This window comes from Paraglaciecola sp. QJM3NY_14, assembly GCF_056173245.1.
In genome coordinates, this window is record NZ_CM149664.1 from 3,255,952 (window position 1) to 3,270,123 (window position 14,172).

A 14,172-nucleotide genomic window follows, 5' to 3' on the forward strand; every position below is an offset into this window, starting at 1 on the left:
CTCTCGGTTATCAATTTGAAGATGCGTTTTTGACTAACGCTAACGTTCGTTGACAGGCCAAAATAATTGGCCTGTCGACCATTTTATTGTTTACCACGACCACGCCTGCGTCTGGCCCATCGACTGCGGCCATGACTTGTTGGGCGTAAGCCACTTGTTCTGCACTGGGCATAAACGCTTGATGAATAGCCGGGATCTGACAGGGATGAATCGCCGCTTTACCGCTAAAGCCAAGCGCTTTGACTTGGTTGGTTTCATCCACTAGAGCAGCTTCATTTTTGATGTCCACATAGGGCACATCAATCAGGCCAACGTTGGCCTTCGCCGCCGCGAAAACCAGCTGGCTGCGCACAAAAAGCAGGGGTTGATAACTAAATTCACAGCGCAGTTCTGCCGCCATATCGGCGCCGCCAAACATGATGTGTTCCACTTGCTTGCTCGCACTGGCAATTTGATAGGCGTTTTCAAGCCCTTCTAAGGTTTCGATTAGGGGGATAAACCGTGTGTTGCCCTTGCCAATAACGTTCTGGGCATGCAGCACGTCTTCTGCTGATTCACATTTGGCTAGCATGACGACATCAGGCGCTATTGGCGCATTCGCGAAGGCCTGTAAATCTTTTTCACCCGTTTGACTACCCACTGGGTTAATGCGCACACACAGTGTTGGCGTTTTTTGCACGCAGGCTAAAACAGCGTCCCGCGCGGAATCTTTATCACCTGGGAGCACGGCATCTTCTAAGTCGATGCAAACGAGATCAGCCCCTGCCCCTAATGCTTTTTCGAAGCGCTCTGGGCGTGAGCCCGGTACAAACAGCAAGGAGCGTAAAATGCTGCTCATGATGTTTGCCCGTCCTGCTCTTTAGCGACGTAGCTCGTTGCAGGCACTTGCTCTTGAAACGTTTCAGCGATTTGCTGACGAGTGGTAAACCACACCCCAGGTTTCTCGCTCACGTACTTCAAAAATGCGTCAAGTGCGCCAATGCGCCCAGGGCGACCTATGATGCGCAAATGCAACCCTAAGCTCATCATTCTTGGCTGTTCTGCGCCTTCTTCGTACAGTACATCAAAGGTATCAATGGCGTATTTCAGCCACGCATCTGGGGTGAGCGACGGCGCAACCCACATCTTCATATCATTTGAATCTAGGGCGTACGGCACTATCACCATGGGTTCATTTGTACCTTGCACTGCATCCCAAAATGGCGCGTCGGCGCTGTAATCATCCATGTGATACAAGAAGCCTTCTTCTTGTAGCAAACGGCGGGTATTTTCGGTGAGCAAGTAACGCGACAACCAACCTAGAGGGCGCTTACCAGTGGTTTTTTCAATGCTGGTGACCGCATCTTTTATAAACTGACGCTCTTCGTTTTCGTCCATGCGAAACTGAAACACCCATCGATAACCGTGTGAGCAAGTTTCATCATTTCGACGACGAATTGCCTCTGCGATTTGCGGCGCTCGCTCTAGGCTTAAGGCTGCGGCTGTCCACGTGGCAGGCATCTGGTATTTATCGAGCAGTTTGATGATGCGCGGCGCGCCCTCATTGATCCCGTATTGATAATTCGATTCGTTACCGTAGTTGCGCATGGGCTTTTTGAGGTGAACTTGTAATTCGTCCACCGGCTCCATGCCTTTATCGCCCTCTTTGACACTGTACTCAGAGCCTTCTTCAACATTCACCACGATAGACATGGCAAGGCGTTTATCTTTTGGCCATTTAAAATCTGACATCAAATTGCTCTCTTATTTTTTTACTTTTTTCAGCGCGTTTATGGACGTACATCGTCTTTCTATGCACGTTTATCGCTAGTGATACTCTTCGCCGCCGGACACGTTCATGCACTCACCCGTGATGTAACTGGCTTGATCTGAACATAAAAATGCGCATGCTTTGGCGGTGTCTTCTTGCAAGCCTGGTCGGCCCAGAGGAATGCGGTCTCGCATGTCTTGCATATACTGTTCGTGGCCTTTGCCAGTCACCTCTGAGAAATGCGCGTTCTGCCACGCGCCCAAGCCCGTAGTCACGTGATTTGGGCAAATTTCATTGACGTTTATGTTGTGGCTGCCAAGTTCAATGGCCGCTACGCGAGTTAAGCCGTTCATGCCATGTTTTGAGGTGGTGTAAGCGGAAGCATGGCCGAATGCCGATTTAGACGCCTGAGAGCCAATATTAATAATTTTGCCGCCCTTGCCCTGCTTCACCATTTGTTCAGCAGCGTATTTAATACCAAGGAAGGTGCCACGCAGATTAACGCCAAGTACGGCGTCCCATTCATCCACTTGCATGTCTAAAATGGATTTCATCAAGTAACCGATACCGGCATTGTTTACCCAAATATCGACAGAGCCGTAGGTATCTACTGCGAAGTTCACTGCCGCTTGCACGTCTTTTTCATCCAGTACATTGCACACAAACGCGCTGGCCTCGCCGCCCGCTTGCTTTATATCTGCAACGATTTGGTTCATTTCATCGCTGTGACCGATAGCACTGTCAGGGGTGTGTTCACTAACAGATTTACCGATGTCAGTGATCACCACTTTGCAGCCCTCTGACGCTAGGCGTTTTGCCATGGCTTCACCTAGTCCAGCTTGGCGACCCGCGCCGGTAATGACGGCGACTTTGCCTTGTAATTCAGGGTATTGAGACATAGCGTTACCTACAGTTTTGAGGTCATGATAAAAGTAGGGTTATCAGCGAATTGCTGAAATTCCGCGGCGACTTTTTGCATAGTCTGAGTGGCGACATCTTGGCCGAATTGGTCCATGTCATTGATTTTGAGAATTTCGATATATTGATAAGGCGGCGTTGCCTCACTCATCAACACACCTTCAGCCTTTAGCACTTCAAATGAATCGACCGATGCAAGACCGCCTGCGGTAGGAATATCCGTTTTTGTGGCCCATTGACGATAAACACTTTCATCAACGCCGGCTTGTAGATTGAATAATACGACTATGGTGGTCATTGGCTGCCTCGACTAAAATAATTTGTACGGACAAATTTAGAGGGCACCACAGGACAAGTCAATCATTGCTGAAATTAGCTTTTAAGAAATTGACAAAAGGCAATTGGCGATTGATTACGAAGCGTATGGATGAATTATAAAAAGGCAGGAAATGAGCAGATAGACAGCGTACTCATGCTAGACAAGATTTCTACTTACTTTGACAGGGAGCTATTGGCGAGAAGCGGACTTTACAGATTTGCGGATAATGAATAAATCATCCCCGCAGGTTAACAAGCTAACGACTCAATAGTGGTGACGACAAGAGATTATTGTTAAGTGCGAGTCAGTAACGGCATAGACTAGACGGTTAGTCTCATCAATTCTTCTTGACCAAAAACCGGATAAGCTTTCCTTCAAAGGCTCGGGTTTACCAATCCCATCAAACGCATCCCGCTTAGTCGCACTGAAATCTCTTTTTACTATCTTCGCCACTTCCCCTAAAACCTAGATATTGAGCTAACATCAATTGGCTAAATAACTAAACGGTGACCTAGTGTTTTAGTCATTTGGCGCATGCTTGTCATGGTCAAATTTACAGGGTATTTATACGCATAAGATTAAAAAATTGGCCAAAAAATGGACTAGGCTGGTAAAAATATAAGCCACACTCTCATTATATTTTGCTTTTTGTTTGTTATAAAAATATGCAAACACTAACCCCCCAACAAAGGTATACGCAAGAGTATACCAACCCGAACCATCTCTTAATAAATGAAAACATGAAAATAATGAAGCACTTACAATTATATAGTAACAGTCCGATATTTTTACTTTGGCGCAAATTCGATAAACTATTACGCAGAAAAATAATGTTTCGAATAATGGGGCTAGAACAAGAAGTGAATTAAGTCTGTCGGTGTTTCCAGCGACGTCTTGGCTTCTAAGAATCAAGAGAAACGGCCATTGCTCATGCTCTAATAAATTGTGCAATAGTATGTAGGCAGCTTTAATGACTTTAGCTGAGACAAAAACAATTAGACTGTAAAGAGGTAACTCTTTTAAGAAAAAATATCTATATTTGTGCATAACGTCCTTGTAACCAAAACACGCTTTATCAAGAATCCCATATGTAACTTCTCGATTTAATTTTTATTGTCACCAATATTTAGTGCGACTTGCTCGTTCCTATTAAAATCTACAAGTAAAATATTTTCCATATATAGTTTGATAACTTATCGAGTATTGCAAAATCGAGGGGATCACCTGATAACAACTAAGCGTAAGTATTCACACTTTTGCTGAACGCGGGGTTCATGGCCTTACCCTGCAATTTTTGTAAGTCAGCCAGCACATCACGGAAATTTTCCGTCGATTGGCCGGTGCTTTCTCGATAGGAAATTCTATTTTGGTAATAATCGATGAAGTTTATTTTTTCATCCTGCACGGCTTGCATCTGCGCCTTCGTGTTCGATGTGAGATCAATACCATCCGCGGGCAGTACAACGTAGCCAAGCGGAACGACCCCCGCTTTTACCAATTGATTATATTCTCGGCGTGACATGTTGGTGAAATCATACTCGTCACCAGAGTCTTGCTCGCTTGTAGTGTGAAGTGCTGGGGCGAGTTGCGCCGCTTTATTGCCGCTACTTGGCAATTCATTGCCCGAGGTACTAAGACGTGTATTCTCGCTAAGTGCCGCTAACACTGAATTTGATTGAACTTGCATTGTGACTCCCCTAATAGCTTAAGGTGATTTTCCACGCTTATATTTATGACATAGCAAGGGGTATTCCAGCGGCGCGATAAGGGTGTTTTTTCGTGCGATTTTACTTGATGTTTAGATTTGGCATGCTAATTCAGCACAAGAAGAAAAATAATCATTGCTATGTGTGCCTATAAAAACGCATTTTTGTTATATTCCCTAGATTGTGCACTGTAATTTAAATTTTTTCGGATGGCGTATTAATTCATGTCAAAATCTCTTCTACATCCAAGACACTGGGCGAGCTGGTTTGCAGTACTTATTCTTAGGATCATTGCCTTACTTCCCTTTAAAGTAAAAATGTTAGCTGGCACTGCATTTGGCAAAATTGGCTATCGATTTTTCAAACATCGTCGTCATATCACCACCACTAATATTGCACTGTGTTTTCCTGAAAAATCTGAAGCGGAACAAGAACAACTGGTCAAAGATATTTTTGTGGCCAATGGCATTGGCTTTTTTGAAATTGCATGGGCTTGGTGGGCTAAACCTGAGTCATTACGTAAACGTTTTAGCGTACAAGGCTTAGAGGTATTACAAGCTGCGACGACCAACAATCAAGGCGTATTGCTGATAGGCGGTCATTATACCCATTTAGATTTAGCGGGAATGATGGTCAACTTAGTGGCGGATATGGACGTTATCTATCGTAAAAATAATGATCCAGTTTTTGAATACGTGATCACCGAAGGCAGAAAACGTGTCTTTAAAAACGTATTTGAACGCTCTGATATGCGCGCCATCATTCGCTCACTGCGCGAAGGTCGCGTAGTGTGGTTCTCACCGGATCAAGATCACGGCATCAAGAACTCTGTATTCGCGCCGTTTTTTGGTATACCTGCCACGACGGTCACTTCAGCCAGTAAATTAATGCGCTTAGGCAAGGCCAAACCGGTCTTCGTCGCCCATAAACGTGACCTTAAAACCAATCAATATAAAATCACCTTTGCTATTCCAGAGGCTGCATTTCCAAGTGGTGATGATGTGCAAGACGCCACCATTATCAACCAAATGATTGAAAGCGCGATCCGTGAGCAACCTGATCAATACATGTGGGTACATCGCCGCTTTAAAACGCGCCCACCAGGGGTGCCTTCAGTTTACTAGTCGCTTGATTTTTACACGCGGAGGTAGCGATGCTCACCAGCCCTTCGCTTGTGCAGGTGTTTTTATGTAACGTCAGAAAGTTTCGCGCTTTAGACCCAGTTCAAAAACGCTAGTTTAGCAGTGTGTAGTTCAGGTATTCCCACGCCAATTGCACACTGTACAAAGGCGGATAAGAATAGTCTTCGACCTCCGCGACCATGTACTGTGGCGGGTCAAATTCAGTGTGGTTGAATAAGGCCGCCCAATCGATTTTCCCGCTTGCGCCCAGTTCTTTGTAGTCTTTGATATGCCAACTTAAAAATCGCTTCGGGTATTTTGTGAAATACGCTTCTGCTGATACTCCTGCAACATGCATCCAATAGATGTCGGCTTGAAACGAAACATAGTCTGGCTCAGTGTTTTGTAAAAAGTAATCATAGATAAGCACGTCTTCGACAGTCTTAAATTCATCAGCATGATTGTGAAACGCAAAGGTTATACCCTGTTCTTGGCATAACTTTCCAATGGCATTGTAATACTCTGTATAACGCTGTAGTTGCGCTAAGTTTTGTATTGAACCCAGTTGATTATTGGAGGTAGTTAAGTATTTCACACCCGCTTGTGCGTGATCATGTATCGTCTTTGACCACCAATCCATGGCCGCCTGCCAGTCATCAGAAGCAGGTAAGTCATAAAAAGTCATCGACCCTAAAAACTGCATACCACTATCTTGCACCACTTGGCGAAATTTTACCGGCGACATGCCGTAAAACGTACCTTGGCCATACACAAATGTTTCAACAAATCGATAGCCCATTCTGCCCAGCTCTCGTAGTGTTCCAACGGGATCGTGCAGCATATCTTGGTGCACAGAAACCAATTGAATACCGATATTTTTATCCTGTGGATTAGCTTTAATATACCGCGTTTTCCAAGTGTTTTTACCCGATTTATCAAACCCTTTTAGCAACACATTGGTTGGACTTTGAAAGTCAAATTCGACGGCTAAATAGAAGTCTCCGTGCATATCGCGATCGCGCATTTTCCAATGACTATCCGTCGAGAAGCGCCCTTCTCCTTTAAAAATAACCCCGTTTTGGTTTTGCCCTAAGGCGATAATGTGGTCTGTCTTCGCGTCGTGGCCAATAAGCTCCGTCAGCAATGTTTGATATTGCCCTTGTTGGTATTGCAGCACTTGGACTTGAACGGATCGCCCACCCATAACTGCAGTATTGGTCATTTTAATGGCGGGCAAAGCAGCGACCTTGTCAGTCGTTGCATGCTCGCTACTCACCCAATGGCCAACATATTGATGTAAACGAGCGACTTGCGAGCCAAGTAATTCTTGCGCATTCAACTGAGAAACAAAAAGGGCGATCATTACAAGCGTTGCGGTCACTCTCATATTTATTGCCTGATATTTATTGTTCTGAATTCATCCCACCGGCTTTGGTGTATCTACATATCTGCTTTTTAAACCACCACGCTGAGCGGCGTCGCTTCACTAGCAAGGCGCTTTAACCGTATTTCATCCATCTAAAATTCATCTTAACTGGGATAAGGCTATTGTGAGTATTATGATTTTTCAATTTACATGCATGTTTGTCGTTAACAGCACAAGCCTAGAATGGCTCACCTATGTTAGCCTAAAGCGCTACTCGAACAACCATCTTGATTAAACCGGCTGGATGCAATACTTTAGCGCGCATTCAATTTTGAAAAAGAGTTACCCGTGTTTTATTTAGTCGCCGTCACCGTTTTATGGGCATTTTCGTTTTCACTCATCGGTGAGTATTTAGCAGGTTCAGTGGATAGCTACTTTTCTGTTCTTACCCGGGTGTTACTGGCGTCCTTGGTGTTCTTACCCTTTCTAAAGCTTTCTCTGCTGAGCACCAGGCAGAAACTTGCTTTGGCCTTTTTAGGCGCGTTGCAACTGGGTATGATGTACATCTTTTTCTACCATTCGTTTCTTTATTTATCGGTACCAGAAGTCCTGCTGTTTACTATTTTCACCCCGCTTTACGTGACTATGCTCAATGATGCCCTATTCAAGCGGTTCACCCCTTTTCATTTATTGTGTGCGCTAATCGCCACCTTTGGCGCAGCCGTCATTCGTTTTGAGGGCATTAGCGAGCACTTCTGGATGGGCTTTTTTATTGTACAAGGAGCTAACCTTTGCTTTGCGCTTGGTCAGGTGGGCTATCGAAAACTGGCCACCACCTTCCAACCAGATGTGGCTAATCACACTATATTCGCCTGGTTCTATCTTGGGGCATTGGCTGTCGCCTTACCTGCCTTTTTCATGTTCGGTAACACAAATCAGTTACCTCAAACGCTAAGCCAATGGGGCGTGCTGTTGTGGTTGGGCGTGATGGCTTCAGGAATGGGGTATTACTTTTGGAATCAAGGGGCGCTTAAGGTTTCAGCGGGCACCTTAGCCATAATGAATAATGCATTGATCCCCGCAGGTCTCGTTGTAAATCTACTGCTGTGGCAAAAAGACACCGACTTTAGCCGCCTTGCACTTGGCGGTTTGATTATTGCTATTGCACTTTGGTTATCGCAAAAGCGCATTGATACAACCGCTGGGTAAGCTAGCTCGTAAGTATTTGTTAGCCTAAAAAATGTGTTTTTAATTGAGCACAAAGCAGGTTATGCCCGCTGATAAAGGCTTGTCATTTTGTAGTCTTTTCGTGGGCCTTTTACCTGCCACGTAGACTCCCAGCGCGGTCCATGCTCAAACGCATAACTCACTACATAAAGATCATCACCGCACAGGTGCTTGGCATAGGGTTCGGCGGCGCTGAAGGTATGAAAATATCGTTTATCATCAAATAACACCTCAATTTTGCCGTCTGCTTGCTGTTGCCATACGTAGGCGCGTTCGGCTTGAAGTGCACGGCCATCTGGCGCTGTGACCACCCCAGTTTCGTGGTAATGCAAATCAGACCCAACCCAACTAAAGTCAGCCTGCCCTTCAAACACAAAAGCCTCACCACTACTTTGCAGGATCTGCCTGTTTAGCTGCCATGCTCCTACAAAGTACGCAAGGTAAGAAGGCGAGTCACTGAGTGACGTCACCGCTGTTTGAGGTGCTTGAGTGTCTTGATCGACGGCGTTGTTTTTAGTGACCAAAATCATTGCTCATCAATTTAATCGTTATCAAAGCAGTACTTATAAAAGCGGTACTTGTAAAAACGGTTCTTATAAAAGCGGGTCTTATAAAATCAGAACTCATCCAAACCATACTCCCACATTCACTGAGCCAATCAACACGCGACGAACGTAACGCAATCTCGTTACCAAAAGTAGCTTGCTGTAACAGATAATTGATCAGAGCGCCCTGGCGTGCCGGGGATCTCTTCAAAAGATTCATCCCACAAGTTATCAACCGCCACCACCACATTGAAGCCGTCTATCTGTGGCGGTGAATAGGTCAACGAGATATGGGTGAAAAAAGCGCTATCGCCGCCATTTCTCAACAGGTTGTCTTCTTGTTTTCGCCATTCATTATCTACTTTGAGCTCAAGCGCTTCAGCGGGATACCAAATCACACCCAAGGTGAATCGATGGGGAGGATAGTTTAGCGCGTAGAAACTTGCGTCTATATTTTCATCTCGATAGTCTTCAGATTTATCAAGATAGGTATAGCTCATCACGACATCTGCGCTTTCTAAACGTGCAATTGCCATCAGTTCAACCCCTATGGTTTCGATATCAACTGGGTTTGCCACCCGTGCGGATGTAGAGTCAAAGCGGTAAGTCCAATCAGTGAGTTCGTTGTCCCAGCGGTAGAACACAGCAGAATCTACGCGCCACGAGGCTTCATCTAACGACACGCCCAACTCTAGGTTTTTACTGGTTTCACGCTCAAGTGTGTCATTGCTTCTAAACAATCCGCTGGAGGTACTTCCACCAATGGCGGTATACCCTGCGACTTGTGTGGCTTCAGAATATGAAAAGTTCACCGTCCGTGTAGACTTATCTACGTTTGTTTTAAGCCAAACGATATCGCTTATCACGGATACCCGCGAATCATCGCGATTGGTGTCATCAAATGCCGCCCCAACACGAAACGTTAATTGTTCGTTGTCTTGCAAGGCAACTGCATATTCGGGCACCACACTGAACTTGTAGTAATCCCGCGAGGTGAAGTTGTTCTCAAGGGTTGTCGATTCAATCTCATCCGCTGTGAACTGCGCTGCATAGTTCAGCGCCAGTTTTGAATCCGTCATATGCCGACCCGATACTGCCACTGACTTTACCTTGGTTTCGTGAAACGCTTGAAAAGCCTCTGGGTTTTCCCTAGAAAAAACATAGTGATCGTTTTGTTGTCGGTAATAAGCTGACACTTCAAAGGTGCTTTGTTGTGCATATTGCTGCTGGTGATTAAACATCAACAAACGGGTTTCTAAGTCTTCTGTTTCGTTCACATTAAAAGGGGTATACAGGTTAGGCCAACCAAAAAACTTTTGTTGATAGCCGAAGAACAAATCCGTTTGCGAGGTGTCGCTTATGAGCTGCACCCGCCCAGATGCCCGTTCGAAACGGTGATCACCATTGTCTATGGTGCCATCGCTTTGGGAGCGCGAATACTCACCTTCAACGCCTGCTTTGTATTGTGATGAATCATCCAACGACCAAGAAACGGCGTTGTGTACCCTTTGCATATTAAAGTTATTGTTACCGGCCCCTAATGAAACACTGCCTGATGTATGAATAGGTCGCCATTTATAGGCCACTGAGCCCACCGAACTATTTGCGCCGTAAAGTGAATTATCGACACCGGTTAAAATAGCCGGTGCCGTTAGCATTTCTGGAGCAATAGGAATTTCAGCCACATAATGGCCAGTTTGCGGGTCGATAAGGGTGGCACTGCCCACGCTAAAGCCGGTATTTTCGAAGATACCGCCGCGGATTGTCACATCTGCCTGCGCTTCAGCCATGTTTCTGGATTGAAGGTCGACTCTAGGGTCATATTCTAAATTAGAGATGGGTGAGTTAAAGGTGCCTACCGGTGATTCATTCGCTGTAGCTGCGCCTTCGATAGTCATTTTTTCGACGTCTTTTTCAGCGACCTTTTCAACGCCTCTCTCAATAGAGGTGGCACTGTAGGCAGATATTGAGAAGGTAGTCGCCATAGTTGCGGTTATCGTTACGGCCATTTTCATTGCAGCGCGGCGCATTGTGTGTCCTTGTTTTGCATGCTTTTTTTGCATATCGTTATTTGTGTTTGTGTTTGTGTTTGTGTTTGTGTTTCTTAGAGCGTAATTCGCATACCTATATCATGGCGTGCTTTTACAATACCTTTACTTGCTCAACGATTTCATGCTCAGCCATTCGCTAGTTTTAAATCAAGCAACCTAGGCACTGTTTAGCATTTTTCTCGTTTTTATTCGTAAAGCATGTTTGTTAACCCGATATTTAACGGGCGAGGATTGTATATGATTGGGCACTGCCTAGGAAGGTGAGACGTAATAATACCAATGCGCATTAATAAGTGCCCCCTCAGAATGCGCCCAGCGGTCTTTGATTAAGGCGTCGCTATGCAGGAATAGTATAAGAATACGCTAACAGAGGTGATTGCTCACAGGCATGGGCTTCAGCCTGTGCGCAATATTACATTTTTACATTCACAAACCTGCTAAGTGCTTGAGGCAGCGCTTGTGTATCTGTTTATCGACTTGTATATCATCACAAATGGCAAGCTCGCTCACCACTTGGTGAGCTCGTCTTGCACGGTTTGCATATCAGGATCATCACGCTCTAACTCTTCTTTGTCCTGCTGCATAATACGCAGTACGCGCGCTAAATAAGCTTGGGTTTCAAGACTGCGTTTCGCTACTTCTTCTTTGCTTGGCTGATACTGGTCGAGTTCGCCTTTTTCAATCACGCCTTTGTCCACCAACATACATTCAAGAGACGATAAGCGCTCTTTAGTGACTGACAGCTCCATGGCCAGTGTCATGGCCACTGACAAAGCTTGCTCAGTTTGCTTATTGACTAAGAAGTAAGGACGCTGACCTTTGGCTTTACTGCCCGCTAAATTCGTTTTTTCGCTTTGTGACAGATGTTTTTTAATCTCACTCATGCTGCATTCTCACTTGTCTTTTCGACGACTTTTGCGTCTTTATTACCGTCTTTTTTCGCGTTATTTTTTACATGCTGTCCTTTCCATAACCCAAGGGCGTTCCACACGGGTGAGCGGCCATAATCTTCACCGTCTGTTTTTGGCTTACCGAATATCTTTTCATCTACTTTGGATACCACCCCAACATCAAATAAATCGTTAGGATCGAAGCCACATTCGGCGAAAACTTTCGGCAAATCAAGCTCGTGCATCGGCCCCCAATACGGTTCGTTATTAAAGTACGTATCCCAGTCGCGAATAAATTGCTGATAAACATCCATGCCGGTGTACTGGGGCTGTTCAAGGTGCAAGTTCAAACCGCCATCCGCTAGCAAGCGGTTGATGCTCTTGAGGATTTTAGGTAAAGACTGATGTGATAGTTCATGTAAAAACATCGAGGTGGTAATTAAATCGAATGAGCCGTCATCGTATTGGCTGAGATCTTCAGCATTGGCTTGCACAAATTGAATATTGTTTAACCCTAGCGATTTGGCGCGAGCATGGGCGTAACGTAAACTTGGACGCGCCACATCAACTGCAATCACTTGTGCATCCGGGAAATGTTCTGCCAATGGCAACGCGTTGTGACCTACTGTACAGCCAATATCTAAAATATGCTTGGGGGCAAAATCTGGGTGCTGGGTTTTAAGCCAGTTGGCGATGCCCTGCCCGCCACCGTCACTTAACGCGCCTAATAAACCGGCTGTGGTCACAAACAGGCCTAAATCGTAACTTGCCGCTACAGTGACATCGTTCTCAAAATATTCTTGGTAATAACACCCTGGCTGGCAATGTATATCCACAGAGCCCACATTCGGCGGAATATTCACGCTGTTATCTAGCTGGATGTTGCCATCGTTTTCACAGGCTTTATCCACCTTTGCCACTATGCCTTCAATCTGCCCAAGTACTTGAGAGCGTGCGGCTTGGTGGCGCATTTCCATGGTATTACGCCGTAGCGCACTCCACATTTGAAAGTAGCCGTTGTTCAACATATGTTTGCGCACGTCATGACGTGACGTTGGCTCTTTGCCTGTTTGCGCTATAATGGCAGGCTTTACCTGCTCTTCATAAGCGGTTTTAACGCCGGGCAATATTTGGCTGCTTAAATGCACGTTAAGGTGAGTCAGAAAATTCAATCGAGCCACTTCATCGTGACTCGCAACCGGAAACACATCGTGCTTGGTGAGCACGTCCCACGAAGGTAACGCATTGCTGTCGCTCATTATTCGCCTCCAATGATTTGATAGTCAGTTAATTCATAGTGGGTCTGCATGTATCCTTCAACGCCCGCTTTAAGCAACAAATAGTCATCGTCAGCACTCACCCACAAGTCATACGGCGGGTGCTCTTCAGGTAAGTTGCCTGCGGTATCGACCACTTGAAAATGCCGAGCGATGAATTTCCCTGCTTGCACCACAATGTTTTCTTCACCTACATAGCGAATACCTAGGCCATTCATTTTGAACAGTAAAGGCCCTGTCGCGCCGCGATGATCAGGTGAGGTCAGCATAATATCGGGGAAAAAGGTTTTTCCTGGCCCTTGCGATAAATCATAAAGCTTCATCAAGATACCGTCCCCGACGATAGGATGCGATTGTAACCATTTGACGCCTTGCTCAAGCTCAATTCGCTGGGTGATGCGCCCATCTCGCTGGTTATGGGTCTCACATTCAGCATAGGTATCAGTAAAACGGAGCCAGCCGCTGCCTTCATATTTATCCCCCACGGACAAACGCACGCTACAGTCTATTGGGCTGCAGTCCTGACGCATAGATTGCACCACATCGCGCACTACATTTGGCTCATCGTCTATTTCGCAGTGAGCATGCATGACTTGTACACCATCTGATTGAGTGGTGATGCTAAAAAACTCACGTCCTCTTTCTTGGCCAAATTTTTCTGGTTTTCTGCTGGTGTATTGGATCGTCCCGCGAATTGTTCTGTGCTTCATGTAGGGTCCTGCCTTTATCTGTGTAAGGTACCTTGTAGAGTACTTTGTAGAATGCTTTGTAGAATGCTTTGTAGAGTACTGTGTAGAATGCTTCGTAGAAATACACTCCAAACTTACTCTTCAAAGAGTACGTGACTAAGCCTGCTGCGTATTTAGTATCACTTAAATCAACTGAGTGAATTGGTCGATGTCAATTTGGCTAGCAATTATATTTGCATGGAGTGCCAAAATTGAGTTATAAATACAATTGTTATATCAATAGCACATTTGGAAGAAAGTGCACCAAAAATTA

At 45.4% G+C, this 14,172-nt stretch carries 14 protein-coding genes and 1 pseudogene; 2 read left to right on the forward strand and 13 right to left on the reverse strand.

Annotation, left to right across the window (positions count from 1 at the left end; translation table 11 throughout):
- Positions 1–10: 10 nt before the first annotated feature.
- The 7 genes and pseudogenes from AC0VYA_RS13775 to AC0VYA_RS13805 form a co-directional block, all read right to left on the reverse strand.
- Positions 11–838 (reverse strand): HpcH/HpaI aldolase/citrate lyase family protein, encoded by an 828-nt coding sequence (locus AC0VYA_RS13775; RefSeq protein ID WP_475488647.1) that lies wholly within the window; start codon positions 836–838, stop codon positions 11–13.
- Positions 835–1,731, reverse strand: a complete 897-nt coding sequence (locus AC0VYA_RS13780; protein WP_475488648.1) for a polysaccharide deacetylase family protein — start codon at positions 1,729–1,731, stop codon at positions 835–837. The genes AC0VYA_RS13775 and AC0VYA_RS13780 overlap by 4 nt, the downstream gene beginning before the upstream one ends.
- A 75-nt stretch (positions 1,732–1,806) precedes the next feature.
- A complete protein-coding gene (locus tag AC0VYA_RS13785) occupies positions 1,807–2,649 on the reverse strand; it encodes an SDR family NAD(P)-dependent oxidoreductase (protein ID WP_475488649.1) in 843 nt (280 codons plus the stop codon).
- A gap of 8 nt (positions 2,650–2,657) precedes the next feature.
- Entirely contained in the window at positions 2,658–2,966 is a 309-nt protein-coding gene (locus AC0VYA_RS13790) for an REDY-like protein HapK (RefSeq protein WP_475488650.1), read from the reverse strand.
- A gap of 285 nt (positions 2,967–3,251) precedes the next feature.
- Positions 3,252–3,404, reverse strand: a pseudogene (locus AC0VYA_RS13795) (Txe/YoeB family addiction module toxin); the annotation flags it as partial.
- Positions 3,405–3,551: 147 nt separating this feature from the next.
- Complete coding sequence (locus tag AC0VYA_RS13800) at positions 3,552–4,034, reverse strand: CPBP family glutamic-type intramembrane protease (protein WP_475488651.1); 483 nt, start codon at positions 4,032–4,034, stop codon at positions 3,552–3,554.
- Between the two features lie 187 nt (positions 4,035–4,221).
- Positions 4,222–4,674: a hypothetical protein gene (locus AC0VYA_RS13805; RefSeq protein WP_475488652.1), complete on the reverse strand. Its 453-nt coding sequence runs from the start codon at positions 4,672–4,674 to the stop codon at positions 4,222–4,224.
- Positions 4,675–4,917: 243 nt separating this feature from the next.
- On the opposite strand from AC0VYA_RS13805, the gene lpxL reads away from it, so the two are divergent.
- On the forward strand, positions 4,918–5,817 hold the full coding sequence (lpxL, locus tag AC0VYA_RS13810; RefSeq protein ID WP_475488653.1) for an LpxL/LpxP family Kdo(2)-lipid IV(A) lauroyl/palmitoleoyl acyltransferase: 900 nt from the start codon (positions 4,918–4,920) through the stop codon (positions 5,815–5,817).
- Positions 5,818–5,926: 109 nt separating this feature from the next.
- Here the strand turns inward: lpxL and AC0VYA_RS13815 are convergent, their stop codons facing one another.
- The gene (locus tag AC0VYA_RS13815; protein WP_475488654.1) at positions 5,927–7,201 is read right to left on the reverse strand and encodes a sugar phosphate isomerase/epimerase family protein; all 1,275 of its coding nucleotides are present in this window, start codon (positions 7,199–7,201) and stop codon (positions 5,927–5,929) included.
- A 327-nt stretch (positions 7,202–7,528) separates the two neighbouring features.
- On the opposite strand from AC0VYA_RS13815, the gene AC0VYA_RS13820 reads away from it, so the two are divergent.
- Positions 7,529–8,389, forward strand: coding sequence for an EamA family transporter (locus tag AC0VYA_RS13820; protein WP_475488655.1), 861 nt, complete (start codon positions 7,529–7,531; stop codon positions 8,387–8,389).
- 59 nt (positions 8,390–8,448) lie between these two features.
- Here the strand turns inward: AC0VYA_RS13820 and AC0VYA_RS13825 are convergent, their stop codons facing one another.
- From AC0VYA_RS13825 to AC0VYA_RS13845, 5 genes are all read right to left on the reverse strand, one after another.
- On the reverse strand, positions 8,449–8,931 hold the full coding sequence (locus tag AC0VYA_RS13825) for a DUF6314 family protein (RefSeq protein ID WP_475491073.1): 483 nt from the start codon (positions 8,929–8,931) through the stop codon (positions 8,449–8,451).
- A 164-nt stretch (positions 8,932–9,095) separates the two neighbouring features.
- Positions 9,096–10,982 (reverse strand): TonB-dependent receptor plug domain-containing protein, encoded by a 1,887-nt coding sequence (locus AC0VYA_RS13830; protein WP_475488656.1) that lies wholly within the window; start codon positions 10,980–10,982, stop codon positions 9,096–9,098.
- A gap of 527 nt (positions 10,983–11,509) precedes the next feature.
- On the reverse strand, positions 11,510–11,887 hold the full coding sequence (locus tag AC0VYA_RS13835) for a hypothetical protein (protein ID WP_475488657.1): 378 nt from the start codon (positions 11,885–11,887) through the stop codon (positions 11,510–11,512).
- Positions 11,884–13,152, reverse strand: coding sequence for a class I SAM-dependent methyltransferase (locus AC0VYA_RS13840; RefSeq protein ID WP_475488658.1), 1,269 nt, complete (start codon positions 13,150–13,152; stop codon positions 11,884–11,886). The genes AC0VYA_RS13835 and AC0VYA_RS13840 overlap by 4 nt, the downstream gene beginning before the upstream one ends.
- Positions 13,152–13,880, reverse strand: coding sequence for a hypothetical protein (locus AC0VYA_RS13845; RefSeq protein WP_475488659.1), 729 nt, complete (start codon positions 13,878–13,880; stop codon positions 13,152–13,154). The genes AC0VYA_RS13840 and AC0VYA_RS13845 overlap by 1 nt, the downstream gene beginning before the upstream one ends.
- Positions 13,881–14,172: the final 292 nt, after the last annotated feature.